The 21,328-nt window shown below is 57.4% G+C and carries 24 protein-coding genes and 1 pseudogene; 13 read left to right on the forward strand and 12 right to left on the reverse strand.

What is annotated here, in order from left to right:
- Positions 1–73: 73 nt before the first annotated feature.
- The gene (locus tag ACM1ZW_RS28985; RefSeq protein ID WP_017338307.1) at positions 74–982 is read left to right on the forward strand and encodes a LysR substrate-binding domain-containing protein; all 909 of its coding nucleotides are present in this window, start codon (positions 74–76) and stop codon (positions 980–982) included.
- A gap of 318 nt (positions 983–1,300) precedes the next feature.
- Here ACM1ZW_RS28985 and ACM1ZW_RS28990 read toward each other — a convergent pair whose 3' ends face one another.
- The 3 genes from ACM1ZW_RS28990 to ACM1ZW_RS29000 all read right to left on the reverse strand — a co-directional run bounded on the left by ACM1ZW_RS28990 (position 1,301) and on the right by ACM1ZW_RS29000 (position 3,171).
- Positions 1,301–1,885, reverse strand: coding sequence for a DUF6630 family protein (locus tag ACM1ZW_RS28990; RefSeq protein ID WP_017338306.1), 585 nt, complete (start codon positions 1,883–1,885; stop codon positions 1,301–1,303).
- Positions 1,886–2,163: 278 nt separating this feature from the next.
- Positions 2,164–2,556, reverse strand: coding sequence for a VOC family protein (locus ACM1ZW_RS28995; protein ID WP_031318798.1), 393 nt, complete (start codon positions 2,554–2,556; stop codon positions 2,164–2,166).
- Positions 2,557–2,739: 183 nt separating this feature from the next.
- Positions 2,740–3,171, reverse strand: coding sequence for a bleomycin resistance protein (locus ACM1ZW_RS29000; RefSeq protein WP_416739867.1), 432 nt, complete (start codon positions 3,169–3,171; stop codon positions 2,740–2,742).
- 707 nt (positions 3,172–3,878) lie between these two features.
- Between ACM1ZW_RS29000 and ACM1ZW_RS29005 the strand changes: the two genes are divergently transcribed.
- The gene (locus ACM1ZW_RS29005) at positions 3,879–5,333 is read left to right on the forward strand and encodes a TrkH family potassium uptake protein (protein WP_031318797.1); all 1,455 of its coding nucleotides are present in this window, start codon (positions 3,879–3,881) and stop codon (positions 5,331–5,333) included.
- A gap of 117 nt (positions 5,334–5,450) precedes the next feature.
- Here ACM1ZW_RS29005 and ACM1ZW_RS29010 read toward each other — a convergent pair whose 3' ends face one another.
- Positions 5,451–8,348 carry an EAL domain-containing protein gene (locus tag ACM1ZW_RS29010; RefSeq protein ID WP_416739868.1) on the reverse strand — a complete coding sequence of 966 codons (2,898 nt, stop codon included), beginning with the start codon at positions 8,346–8,348 and terminating at the stop codon, positions 5,451–5,453.
- A 124-nt stretch (positions 8,349–8,472) separates the two neighbouring features.
- Complete coding sequence (locus tag ACM1ZW_RS29015) at positions 8,473–8,700, reverse strand: hypothetical protein (RefSeq protein ID WP_414880033.1); 228 nt, start codon at positions 8,698–8,700, stop codon at positions 8,473–8,475.
- A gap of 92 nt (positions 8,701–8,792) precedes the next feature.
- Between ACM1ZW_RS29015 and ACM1ZW_RS29020 the strand changes: the two genes are divergently transcribed.
- Together ACM1ZW_RS29020 and ACM1ZW_RS29025 are read left to right on the forward strand one after the other, a co-directional pair.
- Positions 8,793–10,064 carry an epoxide hydrolase family protein gene (locus tag ACM1ZW_RS29020; RefSeq protein ID WP_416739869.1) on the forward strand — a complete coding sequence of 424 codons (1,272 nt, stop codon included), beginning with the start codon at positions 8,793–8,795 and terminating at the stop codon, positions 10,062–10,064.
- A 98-nt stretch (positions 10,065–10,162) separates the two neighbouring features.
- The gene (locus tag ACM1ZW_RS29025) at positions 10,163–10,663 is read left to right on the forward strand and encodes a GNAT family N-acetyltransferase (protein WP_416739870.1); all 501 of its coding nucleotides are present in this window, start codon (positions 10,163–10,165) and stop codon (positions 10,661–10,663) included.
- Between the two features lie 130 nt (positions 10,664–10,793).
- On the opposite strand, the gene ACM1ZW_RS29030 is transcribed toward ACM1ZW_RS29025, so the two are convergent.
- A complete protein-coding gene (locus ACM1ZW_RS29030) occupies positions 10,794–11,126 on the reverse strand; it encodes a hypothetical protein (RefSeq protein ID WP_017338298.1) in 333 nt (110 codons plus the stop codon).
- Between the two features lie 201 nt (positions 11,127–11,327).
- Here ACM1ZW_RS29030 and ACM1ZW_RS29035 point away from each other — a divergent pair, with 201 nt between their 5' ends.
- Both ACM1ZW_RS29035 and ACM1ZW_RS29040 read left to right on the forward strand, forming a co-directional pair.
- Complete coding sequence (locus tag ACM1ZW_RS29035) at positions 11,328–11,579, forward strand: hypothetical protein (protein WP_416739871.1); 252 nt, start codon at positions 11,328–11,330, stop codon at positions 11,577–11,579.
- Between the two features lie 37 nt (positions 11,580–11,616).
- Positions 11,617–11,835 (forward strand): DUF4287 domain-containing protein, encoded by a 219-nt coding sequence (locus tag ACM1ZW_RS29040; RefSeq protein WP_414884339.1) that lies wholly within the window; start codon positions 11,617–11,619, stop codon positions 11,833–11,835.
- Between the two features lie 55 nt (positions 11,836–11,890).
- On the opposite strand, the gene ACM1ZW_RS29045 is transcribed toward ACM1ZW_RS29040, so the two are convergent.
- Complete coding sequence (locus ACM1ZW_RS29045) at positions 11,891–12,745, reverse strand: LysR substrate-binding domain-containing protein (RefSeq protein ID WP_416739872.1); 855 nt, start codon at positions 12,743–12,745, stop codon at positions 11,891–11,893.
- 96 nt (positions 12,746–12,841) lie between these two features.
- Between ACM1ZW_RS29045 and ACM1ZW_RS29050 the strand changes: the two genes are divergently transcribed.
- Both ACM1ZW_RS29050 and ACM1ZW_RS29055 read left to right on the forward strand, forming a co-directional pair.
- Positions 12,842–13,483, forward strand: a complete 642-nt coding sequence (locus tag ACM1ZW_RS29050; protein ID WP_017338294.1) for an FMN-dependent NADH-azoreductase — start codon at positions 12,842–12,844, stop codon at positions 13,481–13,483.
- A 101-nt stretch (positions 13,484–13,584) separates the two neighbouring features.
- Positions 13,585–14,262 (forward strand): class I SAM-dependent methyltransferase, encoded by a 678-nt coding sequence (locus ACM1ZW_RS29055; RefSeq protein ID WP_416739873.1) that lies wholly within the window; start codon positions 13,585–13,587, stop codon positions 14,260–14,262.
- 16 nt (positions 14,263–14,278) lie between these two features.
- On the opposite strand, the gene ACM1ZW_RS29060 is transcribed toward ACM1ZW_RS29055, so the two are convergent.
- Positions 14,279–14,929 (reverse strand): TetR/AcrR family transcriptional regulator, encoded by a 651-nt coding sequence (locus tag ACM1ZW_RS29060; protein WP_416739874.1) that lies wholly within the window; start codon positions 14,927–14,929, stop codon positions 14,279–14,281.
- A 126-nt stretch (positions 14,930–15,055) separates the two neighbouring features.
- Here ACM1ZW_RS29060 and ACM1ZW_RS29065 point away from each other — a divergent pair, with 126 nt between their 5' ends.
- The gene (locus ACM1ZW_RS29065; protein ID WP_416739875.1) at positions 15,056–15,481 is read left to right on the forward strand and encodes a hypothetical protein; all 426 of its coding nucleotides are present in this window, start codon (positions 15,056–15,058) and stop codon (positions 15,479–15,481) included.
- Between the two features lie 192 nt (positions 15,482–15,673).
- Here ACM1ZW_RS29065 and ACM1ZW_RS29070 read toward each other — a convergent pair whose 3' ends face one another.
- From ACM1ZW_RS29070 to ACM1ZW_RS29080, 3 genes and pseudogenes are all read right to left on the reverse strand, one after another.
- Positions 15,674–16,132 carry a MarR family winged helix-turn-helix transcriptional regulator gene (locus tag ACM1ZW_RS29070; protein WP_017338290.1) on the reverse strand — a complete coding sequence of 153 codons (459 nt, stop codon included), beginning with the start codon at positions 16,130–16,132 and terminating at the stop codon, positions 15,674–15,676.
- A gap of 244 nt (positions 16,133–16,376) precedes the next feature.
- Positions 16,377–16,868, reverse strand: a complete 492-nt coding sequence (locus tag ACM1ZW_RS29075) for a VOC family protein (protein ID WP_017338289.1) — start codon at positions 16,866–16,868, stop codon at positions 16,377–16,379.
- An 86-nt stretch (positions 16,869–16,954) separates the two neighbouring features.
- A pseudogene (locus ACM1ZW_RS29080) lies at positions 16,955–17,167 on the reverse strand (dihydrofolate reductase family protein); the annotation flags it as partial.
- A 286-nt stretch (positions 17,168–17,453) separates the two neighbouring features.
- Between ACM1ZW_RS29080 and ACM1ZW_RS29085 the strand changes: the two are divergent.
- Together ACM1ZW_RS29085 and ACM1ZW_RS29090 are read left to right on the forward strand one after the other, a co-directional pair.
- A complete protein-coding gene (locus ACM1ZW_RS29085) occupies positions 17,454–18,632 on the forward strand; it encodes a GGDEF domain-containing protein (RefSeq protein ID WP_416739876.1) in 1,179 nt (392 codons plus the stop codon).
- A gap of 117 nt (positions 18,633–18,749) precedes the next feature.
- Complete coding sequence (locus ACM1ZW_RS29090; RefSeq protein WP_017338286.1) at positions 18,750–19,598, forward strand: hypothetical protein; 849 nt, start codon at positions 18,750–18,752, stop codon at positions 19,596–19,598.
- Between the two features lie 75 nt (positions 19,599–19,673).
- Here the strand turns inward: ACM1ZW_RS29090 and ACM1ZW_RS29095 are convergent, their stop codons facing one another.
- Complete coding sequence (locus ACM1ZW_RS29095) at positions 19,674–20,066, reverse strand: GFA family protein (protein WP_414880040.1); 393 nt, start codon at positions 20,064–20,066, stop codon at positions 19,674–19,676.
- A 131-nt stretch (positions 20,067–20,197) separates the two neighbouring features.
- Here ACM1ZW_RS29095 and ACM1ZW_RS29100 point away from each other — a divergent pair, with 131 nt between their 5' ends.
- Both ACM1ZW_RS29100 and ACM1ZW_RS29105 read left to right on the forward strand, forming a co-directional pair.
- Positions 20,198–20,602, forward strand: a complete 405-nt coding sequence (locus ACM1ZW_RS29100; protein WP_017338284.1) for an antitoxin Xre-like helix-turn-helix domain-containing protein — start codon at positions 20,198–20,200, stop codon at positions 20,600–20,602.
- Positions 20,596–21,288, forward strand: coding sequence for an RES family NAD+ phosphorylase (locus ACM1ZW_RS29105; RefSeq protein WP_017338283.1), 693 nt, complete (start codon positions 20,596–20,598; stop codon positions 21,286–21,288). The genes ACM1ZW_RS29100 and ACM1ZW_RS29105 overlap by 7 nt, the downstream gene beginning before the upstream one ends.
- The last annotated feature ends 40 nt before the right edge of the window (positions 21,289–21,328 follow it).

Below are 21,328 nucleotides of genomic sequence, written 5' to 3' on the forward strand. Positions count from 1 at the left end.
TTCAGCTCATGTTGCACAGCGCCAGGGGTATGCTACAAACGAGTTCTCGGTCTTGGATGCATAACGTCTGATTATGAATACGCTTGGGAAGTCATTGCCGCCGCTTGCCAGTTTGCTGCCCTTTGAAGCGGCTGCTCGACTGGAAAGCTTTTCGAAGGCTGCCGATGAATTGCACATCACCCAAGCGGCGATCAGCCGCCAGATCCGTGGGCTTGAAGAAAATCTTGGGTTGAAGCTTTTTTGCCGCCGCAACCGTGCAGTCTTCCTGACGCAGGAGGGGCGTGAGCTAGGGCGCGTGGTGAGCACCGCATTGCAAAGTATCAGCGACAGTGCCGTCACCCTTCGTGAATCACCCCGTAAAAACCGCGTCGTTTTACTGTGTCAGTTGTGCGAAGCGTTCTATTGGTTGATGCCGCGCCTTTCGACGTTCCACCAGCAACACCCGGAAATCGAGATCCAGGTCGCGACATCCACCAGACCGTTGACTGAATTCAATGACCATTTTGACGTGGCCTTACAAAGCACCGGACGCCCCAGCGGCTTGCATGTTCTGGCGTTTACCGCCGCTGATGAAGTGTTTCCAGTGTGCAGTCCTCATTACCTGACTGCCCGACAGTCACTCGGGATCAGTGAACTTCGCCTCCACACGCTTTTACACCATCGCGCCACGCCACCGCACTTGATGGAATGGGATAGCTGGCTGCAGGCATTTGGGCAGACATTGGAGGGTTGTTCTCAGGGCACTTTGTTTGACAGTTACCCCTTGATGCTTCAGGCCGCCGTTGAAGGGCATGGAATTGCAATGGGGTGGCGTCGAACCGCCGGGAGGCTTATTGAAAACGGTACGCTGGTGAGACCTTGCGCAGAAAGTGTCCCTCTACCTAATGCGATATCGGTTTTCAGACTGCAGGGTGGGGAAGACCGGATTGAGGTGCGCGCGCTGATTGAGTGGCTTGCAGAGGAATTACGTAATGAAAGCTAACAGATCAATTCCCCTGTTTATGACGTTTGAGTAACGACCGCTTTTGGCCGAGGCTGTGTAAAAACGTTTTTCAGTGCGACAGGTACTCAAAACCGGATTGAAAATCGCGCTTCTACGCGAAATCTACATCTGCTGACGTGCCGATAAATTTCAGATTTAACGTAGACGCGCACACTTCAATTTTGGCGAAGCGTTTTTACACACTCTGGGCCGATTGTTGCCTGTCGCGAAGAGCAGCAATCGACCCACAGCGGCCTTTCTTAAACACTGACACCACGGTCGTCACACCGCCCATTTTCCCTTATGCACTGCTCAACGTCAGAAGTTCTCGAGACTGACTTTAATGCCCGCACGGCCGGCCAACTCAATGGTCTCTTCCACCCGGTCAGCGTCAACAATAAAACCATCGTAATTTTCACCACCGGAGTCCAAGTGAAGATAACGTTTACCAAACCGAACCAACCATCGGTCGAATTCATCAAGCACCTCTGGCATTGATGAGGCACCGTTTCGCACGTAGACGTAGGGCTCTTTCAATTGGTTGGCGCTAACCAGATAAGGAGCCTGATATTCAAACACATCAAAACCTTTCCAATCCAGGCTCATTAAAACGAGGTGTTCAAGTTTTTGCGCCTTTGAACCATCCAACAATCCATCTGTGAAAGCACTACATGCGTCATCTCCCATCGCGTATCTACGCATGACGCGCCTGACAAGTCTGGCGCCTTCTTTTTCCGGAACCACCGCCAACAGCGCCTGGGCAAAAGTCTCGAGTGCCTTTTTTTGTGCGGGATCGGGTGGGCCGGGCCGTAATTCTTTCATGATCGCTGAAGCGCTGAGGTTAGTTTCCTCGGGTGGAGGCATGGTAAAGCGCCCACCAAACAACCGATCCAAAATGCCCATACCACTCCTTGGAATACCTTGGGGCAAGCGACTTTTCTTTTACCGGCGACAGTCGCTGCTTGTTTTGAGATTTGTGTTGTAGTTGAGCCTAAGGCTCCAAGTGAGGTTTGTCGATCGACCGCCTTTTTTACTGCCAAATTGGACCTGATCCGACCGTCCGCTTTTGGCCCAGAGTGTGTAAAAACGCCTTCGTGAACCCTTGCTATCAGAAATCATAGCAAGGGCTCTCGACAATGTTTTGTTCACGATTTCAGCCAAAAAAAGATCCTACACTTGACCTACTCCGAATCGTGACAACAGACGCAAAGCTTGTTTCCTTCAGGGTCTCGAAAATACGCCCCATAAAAATTCGGGTGGTATTCGGGTCGCAAGCCCGGAGCGCCTTCACATGTTCCATCCAATGCCAACGCCAAGGTATGGGCGTTGTGTACGATCTGTCGATTAGGTGCCAGCAGAGCAATCATTTGCCCATTTCCTAGCGTCGCAGATTCGCCGTCGAACGGTTTGCCCACCACGAAAAGAGGGCGTGCAGTGTCGGGGTGTTTCCAGCCCGCCCATGGGCGTTCAAGTTCTGTGAACTTGAGATCAAGTCCGAGTATCTGCATGACCCCTTGATAAAACACAAATGCTCGATTGAAGTCATTCACTCCGATGAATACATGTGAAATCATTTTTTGTCCTAAAAAGAGGAAGCCTTCTCGCACCATACCAAGAATTTTTCAGGCTGTTTTCAACTCCTAGCCCGAAACATACTCCGTCGGTCTTGGAAGCTGTTTTTACACACTCTGGGGCCGAAAGCGGACGACCATGAATGCTCGCTTGTGACCAAAGCTGACGGTTGACTTGGTTCGGATTCAACTTGAGCAGGCTGGTCGCTCGCCTAACCGCTCTACCAACCTTACGAGATAACCGTCGACATCCTGGACGATGAACTCGCGCTGCCCTACTTCTACATTTTCAGCCCGATACCAGGTGTCTTTGCATTCTCGATAGAGTGGAAATCCAGCCTGATCAAGTTTTTGGATGATGGGTGCAACGGCCTCGACATCAATCTGCAGGTTGATGCCTCTTCCAAACGGTTTAGTCAACGGCGCAGTCAGCCATTGCCCGGCATTCGAATCAATCTGCTCAAGCATTACTTGAGCGCCATTTAAATCCAGGTATGCGAATCCATCTTCCGGACGTTGATAAGCTATTTTGAACCCCAGGCAAGAAACCCAAAAAGCCATACTGCTACCCAGATCGGTGACCATCAGCTCCGGCACCAGTTTGTTACGTTTGAACATGAGATGACTTCCATTTCAAAAGGCTTACATGGCGGGCTGCGGCTTTCAGCTGACGTTCCTTCAAAATCTGGGTGCCGATACCCTTGGCTTGAAATTCGTGTGAAACAGCGATGTTCTGAATATGGATTCAGATCGTCTTTGTCCAGACCTTGAAAGTAGCCAACAGTCTGGCCGTCGACTTCAATAACCGACGTGATTGCATATGCGAATTAGGCTGCAAAATTAGAGCGCTGCCAACTTTCATCCCAGCCCCATATTTTCTCGATGTGCCCGTGGAAAACTGCTCGATGCAAGTCAAACAGGGCTGTTCGATCACTGTCAGTTGCGGGGCGTACCGTCATATCGCTTATCAATCCCTGATAACGCATGCCCTCCAGTGCTGCGCTATATCGGCATAACTTTGATTTGTGCTGAAGTCCGGAGAGGCTAGCGCCTGTAAAAACAAACAGCAACACCACTCAATAAACCGACTGCTGAAAACACCTTTTTTGCGCGCAGCTACGCGAAATCCGAGCCCGGAATGCTCTGCTCAAAGTGAAGGTGTCAATCTCAAGCTCGTACTACGGCCGACCTTTTCAACAGGACCCAAAGCTGCTCTTTGACCCATGCAGCCTGACTGATTGCTCATAGAAATTTTACGGAGAATTTACGGAGCCTTTAGGGTGGGCATCCGATACTGCGCGGTGCTAATTTGGAACGCTACTGTGATGTCCCTCGCAGCAATTCGGCTTATCGGCTTCATCTTAGGTATTTTTTTGATCACGCTGGCCGTGAGCATGGCTATTCCCATGATCACACTGGTGATCTATGAGCGTAGCGACGATCTCTCGGCCTTCCTCTGGTCGAGTTTGATTACCTTCATCTGTGGTCTCCTGTTGATCGTGCGGGGGCGCCCGAATACTGGCGATCTTCGGCCGAGGGACATGTACTTGCTGACTACCGCAAGCTGGGTAGTTGTGTGCACCTTCGCAGCTTTACCCATGGTGTTCATCAGCGATATCAGCTACACCGACGCATTCTTTGAAACGATGTCTGGCATCACGACCACTGGCTCGACTGTACTCACCGGTCTGGATAGCTCATCTCCCGGCTTGCTGATCTGGCGCTCCATGCTCCACTGGTTGGGTGGCATCGGCTTTATCGGCATGGCTGTGGCGATTCTTCCACTGTTGCGAGTCGGCGGCATGCGTCTGTTCCAGACAGAGTCCTCAGATTGGTCGGAGAAAGTGACACCGCGCTCCCATGTGGCAGCCAAGTACATTCTTTTGCTCTATCTGTGGCTGACGGGCATCGGAGCTCTAGCGCTCTGGCTCGCGGGAATGACGCCATTTGAAGCGGTCAACCACGCGATGTCGCTAATCTCTACCGGAGGGTTCTCAACTTCGGATTCCTCTCTCGGGCATTGGACTCAACCAGCGATTCACTGGGTGGCGGTAGTCATCATGATTCTGGGCAGCCTGCCATTCACCTTGTATGTCGCGACATTGCGGGGTAATCGGCGTGCGCTGATCAAGGATCACCAGGTACGCGGATTTATTGGATTCTTGCTCGTCACATCGCTGGCTGTTGGTACCTGGCTGTATTTTCACAGCGATTACGGATGGTGGGATGCGTTTCGTATCGTGGCTGTCAATGTGACCTCGGTCGTCACGACCACCGGAATTGCGGTTGGCGACTACACCTTGTGGGGCAGTTTCGCTGTTTTGCTGTTTTTCTATTTGACCTTCGTCGGTGGCTGTTCCGGCTCAACGGCAGGCGGTCTTAAAATCTTCCGTTTCCAGGTGGCTGCCGCTCTGCTGGTCAGCAGCTTGAAGCAGTTGATCCATCCTCGAGCCGTGATTCAGAAAAAATACAACGGTCACCCCATCGACGAGGAGATCGTGCGCTCGCTTTTGACCTTCTCGTTTTTCTTCACCATCACGATTGCCGCCATCGCTTTGGGCCTGGCTTTCATTGGGCTTGATTGGATAACCGCGTTGAGCGGTGCCGCTACGGCGGTGTGTAACGTCGGGCCAGGCCTGGGCACGATCATTGGGCCGGCAGGTAATTTCTCGTCATTACCGGATGCCGCCAAATGGCTACTCACCGTTGGAATGCTTCTGGGAAGGTTGGAAATCCTGACTGTGTTGGTGCTCGTAACTCCAGTTTTCTGGAGATATTGACCCCGCTAGTCGAGGGCAGGTTTTGGCCGATTTCATCAATGGGGCCGATGAGGTACAGGCCGTACTCGCTCGTGAAGGTCAGGAAACCGCGATAAGGGCGCAATACCTCAACAACCCCTAACCCTCAATCAACGAACTCGCCAACAACGCCTCCAACCCCATCGGCTTGGCAAAGTAATAACCCTGGGCCTGCCCTGCGCCCATTTCGCGCAGCAGGTCCAGCGTCGCTTGATCCTCGACACCTTCGGCCACCACACTCAGGTCCAGCGATTCGGCCATCCGCACAATCGCCCGGACAATCGCGCGACTGCGAGGGCTGGCGGTCAATTCGAGGATGAACGACTTGTCGATCTTCAGGCCGCTGAAACGGTATTGATGCACATAGCTCAGGGATGAAAACCCGGCACCGAAGTCATCAAGCACCACCGACATGCCGTTGTCGGCCAATTGCTGCATGGTCAGTCGGGCAATCGCCGGTTCGGCGACCAGCGCCCCTTCGGTCAACTCCAGGCAGATCCGCGACGGCTCGACCCGGTGCCGCGCCAGCAAGGCAAGCACATCACTGGCGAAGTCCGGACGCGTCATGCTGTAGCTGGAGCAATTGACGTGCACCGGCGGCCAGTTCGCGTGCTCGGGTTGCGCGAGGATCATTGCGATGCTGGTCAGCATGTACAGGTCCAGGCGACCGATCAGGCGCAAACCCTCGACGTCCGGCAAAAACTCGCCCGGCGCGATCACCCGGCCGCCCGGCTGGTGCCAGCGAATCAGCGCTTCGAGGGCAACCAGTTCGCCGCTTTCGACGCTGACGATCGGCTGGAAATACGGCAGCAATTCGTCGGTACGCTTGAGCGCGTTTCGCAAGGCACCTTCCCGCTCGACCTGGTCCGAGACTTCACGGCGCACTTCCTGATTGAACACCGCGTAGCTGTCGCGTCCGGCACTCTTGACCCGGTACATCGCCGCATCGGCATCGCGCAGCAAGTCGGCGGGCTCCATATGAAACTGGCTGTCGGCGCTGACGATACCGATGCTGCAGGACGAAAACACCTCATAGCCATTGATCAAAAACGGCAGGTCAAACGCCACCAGAATCCGTTCGGCGATTTCGATCACCACGTCCAGCGGCGCGTCGGGTGCCAGCACGGAAAACTCATCGCCGCCCAGGCGTGCGAGCATGTCGGTGTCGCGCAGGCAACCGCGTAAACGGTGGGCGGCCTGCCTCAACAGCAGGTCGCCAAAATGGTGGCCGAGGCTGTCGTTGACCAGTTTGAAACGGTCGAGGTCGATGAACATCACCGCCAGGTGCCCGCCTTCGCTGCCGAACTGCGACCAGGCCAGATTGAGGCGCTGTTGCAGGTAGGTACGATTCGGCAGCCCGGTCAGCGCATCGTGGGAGTTCTCGTGCTGCAACTTGGCATTGGCGTGATCGAGCTCGCGGGTACGGTTCTGCACCCGGGCTTCCAGCTTGAGGTTGGCGGCATGGATCGCTTCGGCGGCCGTGCGGCGCGATAACGCGGTGTCGATGTGCCGCGACACGAACGTCAGCAATTCCTGGTCACGCAGGGTATAGCGCACCTGCGAGGTATAGCTTTGCACTGCCAGCACGCCACGCACCACATCGCCATCGAACAAGGGAATGCCCAGCCAGGAATAGGATTGGAAATACGCATCGGCCACTTCGATTTCACCGTGCGCAGTCAATCGCTCGGCTTCGTCGGCGTCAATCAGGCAAGGTCGGCGCTGACGGATCACGTACTCGGTCAAGCCCCGGCTCCCACGCCGTGCCACCGGGCAGGTCGTCTGCCGCTCATCAACGTAATAGGGAAAGGTCACTTCACTGGTCGCGTCGTCGAACAGCGCAATGTAGAAGTTCCGCGCGAACAACAGATCACCGACGATGCCATGCAGGGTTTGAAACAACTCAGCCATGTCGCCAGGCTGGCTGGACAGTTCAGCGATCTGGAACAGCGCGCTCTGCAGATGCTCGGCGCGCTCTCGTTCTGCCACTTCCTGCCGCAATGCGTCGTTGAGTGCCGACAGCTCCAGGGTACGACGTATCACCGTCGCTTCCAGGTCCTCTCGGTGCAGGATCCGGTCCAGCGCCATGGCCACGTGGCGTGCCACTACCAGAAACAGCGCGCGGTCCTCGGCGCTGTAGGTTCGGGAAACCTCGTAGACCTGCATCGCGAGCATGCCGAACACGTCATCCGAGGCATTTTTCAACGGCGCCCCCATCCAGAACTCGGGACGATCACCCACGCAGTAAAAACGCTCCTCGGCCTGAGCCGCGAGAATGCCGGCGGCGTCGATCAGCAATGGCTGGCCCGTGGTCAACACTTGCCCGGTCAAGGACAGGTGTGACGGGTCAAGGTATTCGTAGTGCTGGGACTCGACGGCATCAACGTCGATGATGTCGACGTAATACGGATAGTCGATCTTGCCGCTGTGCGGGTCATACAACGCGAGATAAAAGTTCTCGGCATCGATCAGGCTCGCCAATAGTTGGTGAACCCCCACCAGAAACACTGACCGGTCGCGGGTCGAACTGGCCAGGTAGGTAATTTCATACAGCACACGCTGAGTAATCTGCGCACGGGCAAGCGTATTGGTCTGTACCTCAATGCCCAGGCGCTGGGCAAATTCGGCGAGCGCCGGTTCAGCGGCATCGTCGACTGGCGCAAGCAGCCAACCCAGTTCACTTTCGCCCTTGCCGGTCGGCCAGCGGTGCAATCGCCAGGTCAGGCAAAAGGCTTCGAACTCGTCATTCGCAACACTTGAAGGCCACCGCGCACGTGGATCGCCCTGCCCGACCAAATGCATTTGTTCACCGGCGCGGTAAACCACCCACGCGGTGGTGTGCCCCCAGTTGCGCGCTGAATCCAGCAATTGTTCGATCGTATTTTCGTTGCCAGCGTACGCCATGCCGACAGTCTCCGAATTTCCTTTTCGTTGAGATGCAACCACGTGGCAATCGTTCGATTGCCGCGCAGAGTCGTTGCATGGACGAACACTCATCAGCGCTCCCTGAGCCAGTAACTGGCGATACTTACTGAGTGATTGCTAGCAATGCGCCAGTGAGCATCCCGTTTAAAGCTTATAGAGCTTTTATTCAATAGATTTTTTCGGTTTGCTACACACGTTAGTCCAGGACCTGTATCTGCGTCAGCCCTACCCGCTCGGCCTGCTCTGAAATCTCCGCTGGCGTCGCATCCGCATTGGGCATGATCAGGCTGTTCTCTCCATCCCCAAAATGCAGTTGCAACAGGTGCATCGCCGCCTCATGGACAGGCAGCCGAGGCTGATTGAACTCGAACACGTGAGTGCGGGGCTCGCCGTTGAACAGGTATTGCACAGTGTAGTGGCGCATGCCGGGATCCTCGTAATGGGAGAAGTGCGCACGGTTGAACTAACCTTCAATTTCCAATGATGTCCAGCATGCCCTCATTCGAGGAAGTGAATATGAAATTCGCATTCGTCGCTGCCGCAGTCGCCGTCATGCTCACCTCATCGCTTCCCGCCAATGCGGTCGCCACTGAAGAGACCGAAGCCATCCGCCCTTTTCAGATCCACGTTCCTGACCGCGATCTGGCGGATCTGCGTGAGCGCATTGCGGCGACCCGCTGGCCGGATAAAGAGACGGTTTCCGATCGGTCCCAGGGCGCTCAACTGGAACAATTGAAGGCGCTGGTTCACTACTGGGGCACGAGTTACGACTGGCGCAAAGTGGAGGCCCGGCTCAACGCCTTGCCGCAGTACGTCACGACGATCGATGGCGTGGACATCCATTTCATCTGGGTGCGCTCTCCCCGTCCGAACGCTTTGCCGTTGATCATGACCCACGGTTGGCCAGGCTCCATTCTCGAGTTTATTGATGTCGTCGGCCCGCTCTCCGACCCCGTCGCTCACGGGGGCAACGCGGCGGATGCATTTGATGTGGTGATTCCGTCGATCCCTGGCTATGGCTTCTCCGGAAAACCGACGGGGATTGGCTGGGACCCGGATCATATTGCACGGGCATGGGCGCAGTTGATGAAACGCCTCGAGTACACGCGGTACGTCGCCCAGGGTGGCGACTGGGGTGGCCCGATCACCAGCGCGATGGCGCGCCAGGCACCGGCCGGATTGCTCGGCATTCACCTCAACCTGCCGGCCACAATTCCGCCGGAAGCGACTGCGGCACTCGCTGCGGGCGGGCCGGCACCGGAGAACTTCTCCGCGCAGGAGCGCGCCACCTTCGACGCCGTTGCCACACTGATCAAGCAGGGCAACCTGGCGTACAGCACAATGATGGCCGCAAGACCGCAGATGATGGGCTACGGCGTAGCGGATTCACCGAGCTTTCTCGCCGCGCTCCTGCTCGTTCACCCGGGATTTTCAAAATGGATGTACGGCGCCGACCCTCAACAGCTGCCGACAAAGGATCAAGTGCTGGATAACTTCACGTTGTACTGGCTCACGAACAGCGCCGCTTCGGCAGGACGGCTGTATTGGGAAAACAAAGGGCGCAGCCCGCTTTCCTCTGCGGCACAGAAGACCACCGAGATTTCCCTGCCAGTGGCGGTCACAGTGTTTCCAGATGACGTTTATTTCCCTCCGGAAACCTGGGCCCGACGCGCCTACAGCCGTCTGATCTACTTCCATCAAGCCGACAAAGGCGGTCACTTTGCAGCCTGGGAACAGCCCCGACTCTTTACTGAAGAACTTCGCACAGCGTTCAAGTCTCTGCGTTAGCGGTGCCTGGCATGTGTGAGAGGATGCTGGCGGCCAGGAGCGGACCGGTGTCCCACTGCACAATGATCCAGGTTGTTTACCAAGGAGGGAGCGTACTTATGAAGCCCGTCAGAATCAGGACTCTGGAAAGCACGGATGCTGAAGCGTTGCTGACATTTGAATTGGACAATCGCGAGTGGTTCGAGCGCCACATTGACGCGCGTGACGCTGCTTTCTACTCGACGCGGGGTGTCACCGAGCACATCACGGCTTATTTGTCCGATTATGCCGCCGGAACCTGGCACCCTTTTGTCATCGAAGACGCTGGCAGGAAAATAGTGGGTCGGGCGAACCTGAAAGGCATCGATACGGCAGAACGGTCGGCAGAAGTCGGCTATCGAATTGCTCAAAATGCGTGCGGACAAGGACTGGCCACACAGGCGGTGAAGCATCTGATCCAGGAGGCGCGGTTGCGTTGGAACCTTAAACAACTGGTTGCCAATGTCTACGCCGCAAATATCGGCTCGGCAAAGGTACTTGCGCGCTGTGGCTTCTTGATCGAGCATCCATCCGGGCAAGAAGGGACAGCCCAGGAATATCGATTTGGCCTGTCGATTTAGACGAGTGGAAAAACAGCTACCGTTTATTCGCAGACAAAAAAAGCCCCGCCACCGAATGCGGTGCGGGGCAAAAAATTGGTTGGTTGCGGCCAACCAAAGGAGCTCTGTAGAAAACGTTTACGTACCGGGGTTAGATGCAGTCCTGTGCGGCGCGTTCAAAACTGGAAGGCAACAAGTTCGAGGCCAACAGGTGCCGCTCGTAGATGAACACCTTGCCGCCGTTGCCGGCCTTGTAGGCTTCCAGCACGTTGTCCGCCGAGACTTTGCTCGGCACCACGATCCGGTAGCTGCGCTGGGTCTGCGAGACGGTCGGGTTGCCCTGCAATTTCGGTACGACGCATTCAGCGTATTGGGCCGGGGTCTTGCTGGTCTGCAAGGTCAGGGTCGGGTCGTTCGGCGCGGAGGCACAACCGGCGAGCAACAAGGCGCCGAAGGCCATGGCAGGCACACTTAAAAGACGCATCGGTCTCATCCTGAAAGGTTCGTTCATCAAATCACGCAAATTTTCGTGAGTGGTGTGTCGTTGGAGGTGATTTTCCGGGTATTGCGAACAAAGTAGAACTTGCGTTTCTTGATGGTCACTATTACCTCTAACAATAGTTGCGCGCCGTGCCGGCGGATGAATACTCAATCGCCACTGGAAACGATGGATGAGGAACTCTCCTTGAGAACGTTTGACTTGATTCGTGACGCTGTTTTGCCCGATTTCCGTGATCGGGTGGCCGAGTACCTGGTGCAGTACGAAACCGTACTACTGGGCGAAACCGCGCCCGACCCGAAGCTGGTGCAGGCCACCGCCAATCAGTTGCGCGGGTATTTGCGCGGGCTGAATACCACGCGGGTGCTGGGTATGGCGGACTGGGAGGAGCTGGATCGGCGGGTGGTGAATACGTGGCTTTTAACGATCGACCAATGACAGAAGCAGCACACAAAACCAAAAAGGAGTTTGCGTCATGACCGACGATTCAAAACTAAAAGGACCAGCGTCGTACTTCCCCTCTATTGAAAAAAAGTATGGGCAGCCGATCACCCACTGGCTAAGCCTGCTCAAAACAGTCAGCGGCAAGAAGCATATGGAAATGGTGGCCTTGCTCAAGACTGAACACGGCATGGGCCATGGCCATGCCAACGCATTGGTTGCGTACTTTTTAGCGAGCGCTAAAACCGACTGACGAGAGGGGTCGCATCGATATCGCAGCATTCGATACCAAGCCTTTGAAATGACTGTCAGGCCCTGCGCGCAGAGCAATACGCCACAATAAGCTGAGTGAACGCTGCCACTATCGCCTGGTCCGCTTCAGGAGAGGTAAACAACCGAAACTCCGCATCAGGCAACTCCGGCAACCCTTGTTCCGCCCCAAGAACCACCAGTCCTTGCCTCAACTGGCTGAGTGGCATGGGCGCTACCGCGAAGCCTGCAAGCGCCGCTGCCTGCAACCCGGCCGTGCTGCTGCATAACATGGCCGTGCGTTGGGCGATGCCCGCCTGAGCCAGTCGCTTCAGCGCTGCTTCGCGATAAGGGCACGGCTCGGGGAACAGGGCCAGCGGCAACGGCGTCGGTAGCTGCGTGACGGGTTGCGCCGACCAGGCCCACACCAGCGGTTCTTGCCATAGCAAAAGACCCGCTTCGCTGGTTTCGCACAGCGAACCGATGACCAACTCCAGATGCCCTTGCTTCATCAGCGCCAGTAACGTGCCAGGAATGCTCACTTGCACGTCGATCTCCATCCCTGGGTACTGCGCGGCGAAATCCTGAAAAGTGCGCAGCAGGCGTGATTCGACAAAATCCTCGGACACCCCGATCCGCAGTCGCCCGTGAAATGGCGTACGCGTCAGTTCTGCCCAGGCATCACGATTCAACACAAGGATCGTGCGCGCATAAGACACCAGGCGCTCGCCATCGGGCGTCAGTTGCTGGGAGCGGGTGGTCCGCGTCAACAGCGGTTTACCAACCTGTTCTTCCAGTCGCCGCACATGGCCACTGACCGCAGATTGAGTAAGGTGCAGCTTTTCAGCTGCACGACTGAAGCCTTCTTCATCGACGACAGCGACAAATGTTTTGAGCAGCAGGGTATCGAACATAGTTTTATACGTGATCAATCGAGTACTAATTTACGATTTATATTTCAAATACAACTATGTTGCAATGCCGCCCTACCCCACCACTCGAGGCGCGCCATGACTACTCTTCTGCATATTGAATGTTCTCCACGCAAGCAGCGTTCGGCGTCCCTTGAAGTCGCCCGCCGCTTCATCTCACGTTATCAAGAACACATCCCGAACACCGAAATCCTCACGCTCGACCTCTGGAACATGGCGTTGCCGGAATTCGATGACCTGGCCATGGAGGCCAAATACGCAGGACTCAATGGCACCGCCTTGACCCCGGCGCAACAGGAGGCCTGGAACACTTTGAAAGACCTGGCTGCGCACTTGCACCGCGCGGATGTGCTGGTGATGTCCGTACCGCTTTGGAATTTCAGTATCCCGTACAAACTCAAGCACTTCATCGACCTGGTTTCGCAGAAAGACATCCTGTTCAGCTTCGACCCGGAACGCGGCCTGGAAGGCATGCTGCACAACAAAACCGCCGTGGTGGCGTACGCCCGCGGCCTGGATTTTTCGGCGCAGTCGATCACGCCGGCGGAGCGTTTCGACTTTCAGAAGCCTTATGTGGAAGCCTGGCTGCAATTCATCGGCGTGACCGATGTGCATTCGGTGATTGTGGAAAAAACCATTTTGGGGGAAGACGTTGATCGTGGCGCGCGCGAGGCTGCGACTCGGCAGGCCAGGAAACTGGCAGATGAGATCTGTCGCTGACGTTTCGGCATCAAGGCCCCCATCGCGACTGCATGCCCAACCCCATTCGCCCATCAACATTTGACCTATCCTTTATCCAACCCAGAACGCCGGTCTCCGCCATGTCCGCCCCCGAATCCACCCTCCTCCAAAGTTGGCACCTTAATGCCCGGTCCTGGATCGAAGCCATCCGCGCCGGCACCATAGAAAGCCGCCACACGGTCACAGACCAGGCCATCCTGCTGGCGGTGCTGGGCCGTCAACCCGAGCGCGTGCTCGACCTGGGCTGCGGTGAGGGCTGGCTGTTGCGTGCGCTGACGGAACGTTCCATCGAGGCGGTCGGTGTGGATGGCGATGCGACGCTGGTCGAAGCGGCCCGTGCGGCGGGAACTTCTGTGGTGCATTTGGCGAGTTATGAAGCGTTGGCGGAGGCAAAAGTCGATATCGGTCGTGACTACAACCTGATCTGCGCCAACTTCGCCTTGCTGCACCAGGACATCATCCCTCTGCTCGCCGCCATGCCTCCCCTGCTCGCCCCAGACGGTGCGCTGGTGATCCAGACACTGCATCCGTGGGCCGCAGCGGCGGGGGATTATCAGGATGGCTGGCGCACAGAGACCTTTGCCGGGTTCAAGGGGCAGTGGCAACCCATGCCCTGGTATTTCCGCACCTTGTCCAGCTGGCTCAATGCCTTGGACATGGCCGGTTTTCGGTTGGCCGGCCTGCAAGAGCCGCAGCACCCACAAAGTCCCGTGCCGCAGTCGTTGCTATTGATCGCCGAGCCTATACGCCGAGGATGAGCGATGGCGCCCGGCATCACTTTCGCTTTTGCCGCGCCTGTTCCTCCTCCGCCAGCGCCTGACGAACCAGCGCTCTCGCCGCCCAGGCAGCGGCATCGAGTGATTCTTCAACGCTCGCGCCACTGATATCGCGCACGGCGATCAACGCTTCAGTGCCGATGACGATCGACAGCGCCTGCTTCAGGCGTTTGCGCGCACGGGGTGTGAGCACGTCCTTCAGCGAGTCGACGATCGGCTCGATGTAGCTCATCCGTCGGCCCGGCCGCAGGGGTTCGTGGGTCTCGCTTTCCAGCCACACCGACATGAACGAACGTTCCATCACGTGCAAGCCGATCTCGTCGTCGATCAAGAGTGTGTTCAACGCGTTCGCGGCCAGGCCAATGCCCTTTACCGGATCGTCTCCCGGCCGCCAGAAGCTTTCCAGCGGCTTCATTTCGCGATCGGCGGCCAGCTCGCTGATCAACGCCTCGGTCGAGGGAAAGTAGCGATAGGCCGTGGCGCGCGAAACCATTGCGCGCTCGGCCACTTGCGCAACCGTCGGGTGAAGGCTCTCGTCGCGCAAGGCGACGGCGGCATCGATCAGCGCCTGGCGAGTTCGCAGCTTCTGGTTGGTGCGACCTTGCGTACCGCCGTTGGGGTTCGACGGGCTTGACTTCGGTATGGACATGGAATATATGAGACTCTGTCTTTTCGTGAGATACAGTCTCACAATAGACGTACAGCAACCAACCTGCAAGGTTGCCCATTATGTTTCAGCAACTGAACGCGCCTCAGGGCGCATGAGGTGTATGCCATGAATCACAACCTCCGTTCGCGGACCTGGTTTCGGCTCGCTGCGATCTACTTTGCGCTTGGCGTGATGCTGGGCGTGGCGATGGGCGCTTCCGGCGACCACTCGCTGTTCGCGGTACATGCCCATGTCAATCTGTTGGGATGGGTGTCGATGGCCCTGTTCGGCATCATCGGCACCGCGCACCCGTCAATCACCGAAGGGCGCGTGGCGGCTGCCCAGTTCTGGACGTACAACGTGGCCGTCCCGGTGATGCTCGGCGCGCTGACGCTGCGCCTCAAGGGCTTTGCGTCGGTCGAGCCATTGATTGCTGGCGCATCCGTCCTGATTGGCTGCAGTGTGCTGCTGTTTGTGTGGCTGGTGTTTTCGCGCATCGGTGTCACGGTGGAGCACTTGAACAGCGCGTCACGGGAATCGCGCCTGTCATAACGAAGGACCAGCAGGCGTTTTTGGGCAGCGTATCGGTGCGAGGGAGATTGACCTCGAATTGGGCTGCTGCCCTTCTCACTTCGCCGACATCTTGCACAAAAGGTTCGAAGATAAAGGGCAGCGCGTTGGCGGAAATACCGATGCCGTTATCGCTGGGTCGCCCCTCTGAAACACTATCGAAGCTCCGCCCTCTTACTCCCTGTCTTTCGTCGAACGGATGAGATTGCCCCGCAATTTCACAATCGCCTTCTGCATTTTCACGAAGTCGTCGGGGTCAAGACCGGTTTGCGGGAAGCCCTCTTCCGAGAGCCCTTCACGCAGCTTTCGCCCCTCTTTCGTGAGGCTGATCCGCACCTGGCGTTCGTCTTCCGGGTCGCGCTGGCGCAGCACATAACCCATCGCTTCCAGCTTCTTCAGGATCGGCGTGAGGGTGTTGGACTCCAGGAACAGCTTTTCGCCGAGGCTGCCAACGGTCTGGTTGTCTTCCTCCCACAGTGCAACGAGGGTGATGTATTGCGTATAGGTCAGCCCGAGCCGTTCGAGCATTGGCTTATAAGCCTTGCCGAAGGCGAGATTGGATGAATAGACCGCAAAACACAGGAATTCGGAGAGCTTCAGGTCGAGGGCGGCTGGCTTGTCGGTGGTTTTCATGGGGCGTTCTCTTTGGCCAATCTTGCAAGGCTGAAACTCTACATCGTATGCGATGGTATCGGAAGTGCGTCAACCATCGACGGGTTCCGCGCGGGCGTTCCAGGCCTGTAGCAGCCGACGGCCGGTTGACCGGGATGAACCGGATGAGCCGGCCGTGACCAGCATGCTGACTACTTACTCGCGCTTGCGTCACCGGGGCAAGGGGTGAGCCACGAGTCGGCACTCACCCTTCCATATCCGTCCCTTAAAGACCTGCAGCACGCCCAACCGCCGCTTCAATCGCCGCAACATCAATCTTCCCCATCGTCATCATCGCGTCGAACGCGCGCTTGGCTGTCGCTCGATCGGGATGTTTGATCGCCGCTGTCAGCACACGCGGGGTGATCTGCCATGACAGTCCCCACTTGTCCTGGCACCAGCCGCAGACGTTTTCCTGGCCGCCGTTTCCGACAATCGCGTTCCACAAGCGGTCCGTTTCGGCCTGGTCGTCGGTCGCCACCTGGAACGAGAACGCCTCGTTGTGCTTGACCCCCGACCCGCCGTTCAGCCCCAGGCACGGGATGCCCATCACCGTGAATTCGACGGTCAGGACATCGCCCTGCTTGCCCGCCGGGTAGTCGCCGGGTGCGCGAAGGACAGTGCCCACCGCGCTGTCGGGGAACGTCTTGGCGTAGAAGGTCGCGGCGTCCAGTGCGTCGCCGTCGTACCAGAGACAAATGGTGTTTTTACTGGTCATTTTGCTTCTCCAACAATGGGCTGACATTTCATTCTAGCCAAGCAGTCAGCCAGGCAAATGAAGGCGGCCAATACTGGCGCCTGTTGCTACTCAACGTCTTCGAACGTTCCGGTGCGCACCTCGCCGCTGCGCAGGTATCGGGTGATCAGTACCCCCGTCGGCGTGGTGCTCGAATGCACCAATGTGAAGGCCGATGCCACTGCAGTGTCGTCAAACAGGCGCTTGCCACGCCCCGGCACGACGGGAAAAATCATCAGCCGAAGTTCGTCCACCAACCCGGCTGCCAGTACGCCGCGAAGATGTCATAGGTGCGACGCCCCAGCAGCAACTCGAACGGCTGCGAGACTGATGAACGCGGCAACGGTGAGTGTGCGCATGGGTCTTCTCCCGGTTCGTCTTCGTGAACGTTTGTGTACAGGGAACGCCGACAGGCGCAGTGACCGTGCAATGCATTCCCTGCCCCATAGTCGAACGGGGAACTGCGGGATCGACAGTGCGATATCCAGATAACGAGCCACTGCGAAAAAGAGTCTCGAACGCTACAATCACAGCCCTTAACCGCAAATCAGGCAAACCCGTCAGGCTATGGCGCTCGACCCTCCAACGATGTTGACCCTCTCGATCGCCCTGGCAGCGGCGGCCGCGCTGTATCTGGCGGTGGAGTGGCGCAGCATTCGTGAGCCCTCGCTGATGTTCTGGAGTGCGGGGTTTGCGACGATCACCGTGGGCTCGACACTTGCGTTGCTGCGCGGCAGCGGGCTTTTGCTGATCGGCATCTGGTTCGCCAACGGCCTGTTGGTGACGGCCCACTGGCTTTTCCTGCTCGGCGTGGCGCGCTTCACGCAGGTGCGTCTTTCTCGCGCCTGGTACCTGATCTTTGTCGCCTGGCTTGCCATGCTGTTTCTGCCCGACGAACCGTCGTGGTCGAAGATCATGCTGGTGGCCAACTCGCTGCTGGTCGCCCTGCCCACGCTCAGGGCCAGCTTCCTCCTGCGCCCCCACGGCAAGTCGTTGAGCGTGGGGGCGGTGCAGCTGCGTTATGTGCTGCTGACTCACGGGCTGTTCTACTTCATCAAGGCGATATCGGTTGTCGTTCCGGGCACGCTGATCGACCTGGCGGCCTTTCGTGGCGAGATCATCCAGATTTCTTTGGTCGAGGGTGTGATGGCGATCATGTTGATCGCGCTCTCGATGACCGGCACCGAGCGCTATCGCCGGGAGAAACGGATCGCCCGACTGGCCGCGCGTGATCCGTTGACCGCCCTGTACAACCGCCGTGCCCTCGAGGTACGGGCGTCGCGTCTGCTGGACGACGTCTCGAGCACTCGACCGGGCGCCCTGCTGCTGATCGATATCGATAACTTCAAACTGGTCAACGACCTCTACGGCCATACCGCCGGCGACCAGTTGCTCATCGCGCTGAGCGAGATGATTCGTTCGGTGCTGCCAGAAGGCGCGCTGGCCGCGCGGTTGGGGGGTGACGAGTTCGTCATTCTGTTGAATAACACATCGAGCGAACAGATCGTGGGGCTGGGCAACGCACTGCGTGAGCAGTTTCACCACACGGCCTCACAGACATTCGCCACGCCTGAACGGGTCACCTTGAGCATCGGTGCCAACCTGTTTGACCAGTCGCCAACGAGTCTGGCGGCATTGATCGAGCAAGGCGATACCGCGCTGTATGAATCCAAGCGTGGCGGACGCGACCGCATCCGCCTGGTGGATCGGACCCTCGCGAGCAGCGAGCCGCAGCAGGCCCGTTGATTGGCCATTTGTTGCATTGCTGATACATGGAAATGCCAGATTCACACTTTCAGCGTACCTTGTCCCCCATTGAGCATCTCAACGCGGCCGCCTGGGCCTCCTCGTCAAGGAAGAACAATGATCATTGCTTCAACTTCAACGAATGCGGCGATGTCTGCCTACACCTCTGCCGTCGATGCAAAGGCTGCGGCCGATGCGCAAAAACGCGTCACGCAAGATGATCAGGCCAAGCCGCAGAACGATGATTCAGTGAGTCTGTCCAGCACCTCTACCGAGTACAGCAACTCGATCGCGGGCAACGCGCCGTTCTTCCCGGTGCGTTCGGGGATGAACGCCGATGCACTTGTCCTGGGCGCCTCCAAGCCTGGTGCGATCTCCAGTTCCAAGGACAAGACCTTTGCCGAAGTGGCCGCTGATGCCCGCAAGCGCATGGACGAAAAATACGCACTGATGACCGCCAGCGGCAAACCCTACACCGGCAGCGATGAAGACCGTAATGCGTTGATGGGCGATCTGGACCGACGTTCGCTGAACGCCGTCGCCACCAATCAGGGCGGGAAATTCACCGCACAGGAACAAGCCTCGGCGCAAGCCTTGATGCGCCAGCAAGCCCGGCTCGCCACCGGTTATTACAGCGGCCCGGCGGATCAGCAAAAAAACTGGAAAGATCCGTTCATCAATGATCCTTTCGGTCGAGCCACAGCGGCGCTGGCATTTATGGACAACATGAGTCCTGAAGAAAAAGCCACCCCTGAGTGGCTCTCCCAGCATTTGTCGCTGGAAGCGGCATTGAATCAGAGCGGTGGCACGGACCCTGCCGAGAAAAAGACCGGGCACTTTCACAACCTGGCTGAAATTCTTGCGGGCATCGTGACGGACGGATCTGACAGCGAAAAATCCAGTGCAGCCAAGCATGCAGATCCAAGCGTCGAGATTCTGAAGAAGCTGCAATCGTTGACGTCGTGACACTGGTGGAACGCGGGCTTGCTGGCTGAGCGTTCCGGACGAAAGGCATGACGCCCTCGCGCCTTTCGTCGCGCCCTACTCCTCAAAACGCCCCGTGCCCTCACGGTCGCGCGCGTATTTTCTCGTGAGCGGAAACGACGGCAACCAGGACTCGCGACGGGTGATCCAGCTTTCGTAAGTGGGCGTCAGTTGGTCGGGAGCATCCAGGGATCCCAGGCTCACTTCGATTTCGTCGTCGCTGCGGGCGAAAACCGAAGAGCCGCAGCGCGGACAGAAACACCGCCCGGCGTAGTCGCGAGTTTCACCGGTGATCGTCACCGCGTCCTGCGGGAATATCGCGCAAGCGTGAAACAGCGCGCCATGGTGCTTGCGGCAGTCGAGACAGTGGCACAGGCCAACCCGGTAAGGGCGTCCCGACGCTTCAATTCGAACGTTGCCGCACAGGCAACCGCCGGTAAAACGGTCCATGTTGCGCCTCCTCTCATTCGTACGGTCGCTAGGTTTATAACGATAGCAGCCTCCACTGGTCGCGATGAACTTGCTCTATAGACGCTTTTTACCTAACTTTGAATCCATGGATTCAAAAAGAGGTATTGGATATGGCCGTTGCCCTCCAGCAACAAGCCTTCAGCAAGCGCCAGTGTGTAACGGGCCTGCGGGCCGCTGTCGGCATCCTCGAAAAGTGGGGAGCGTCCAGCGATCAGGCCTGCCGTATCCTGCGCATTTCCCGCAGCACCTACACCCGCGCACGGCAGCTCGATCCCGACTGGGCCGTGGCGCTGGACGCGGACCAGATGCAACGCATCAGTTTTGTGCTCAACATCCACGCCGCCTTGCGCCTGGTGTTCGATAACCCGGAGAACGTCTACGGCTTCCCGTCGATGGCCAACGATAACGAATTCTTCAACGGTCGCTCGCCGCTCGAGATCATGGCTCAGGGCGATATGATTTCGCTGTATGAAACCTTTCGGCGCATCGACGTGCTGCGTGGTGCGCAATGGTGAGGCTGAGCGAACTGGCAGAACTTGCCGGTGAGCCATTGCAGGCCTATCGACTGGTCAATTCCAAGTTCCCGCCGGTGGCGTTGTTTGATGATGTCGCCGACGCCGACGAGTTCGAGGTGCTGTATCAGATACAGGAACTCACCAACCCCAGGTTGAAAAATGAAGTGGGTCGCCTTGAGCTGATTCGCCGCAGTGAAATCCCGTTCGGTATTCCAGGCTGCTCTTACGCCACAGCACCATTCACCCACGTCAACCCCGCGGGTTCGCGGTTCAGCGATGGCCGTTTCGGGGTGCTGTACCTGGCGGACACACTGGAAACGGCATTGGCCGAAGTGAAGCATCACCAGAGTCTGTACTGGTCGAACGTGCCGGGCCTGAACTATGAGCGGTTCGTTTTCCGGGGGTTGTCCTGCTCTTTTGTGGATGCAGGGATGAAGGATGCGACGTCCATTGCGATGACCGACCCTGTTTATGATCCGGACGATTACACGCATTCCCGGCATTTGGGGAAGTTGGTCAAAGAGGCGGGTTGTCCCGGGCTTCGTTACAACTCAGTGCGAATGCACGGCAGTCATTGCTGGGCATTGATGACGCCGAAGCCGGTTTTATCGGTTGTTCAGGCGGCGCATTACGAGATGATCTGGAATGGGCAGGTGACGAGTGTCAGTCAGATCAGTGAAGCTTGATGGCATTATGCGGGAATGAAAACGGGCGCCTTGATAGGCG

The organism is Pseudomonas sp. NFX71 (genome assembly GCF_048079215.1).
Classification (GTDB): domain Bacteria; phylum Pseudomonadota; class Gammaproteobacteria; order Pseudomonadales; family Pseudomonadaceae; genus Aquipseudomonas; species Aquipseudomonas fluorescens_B.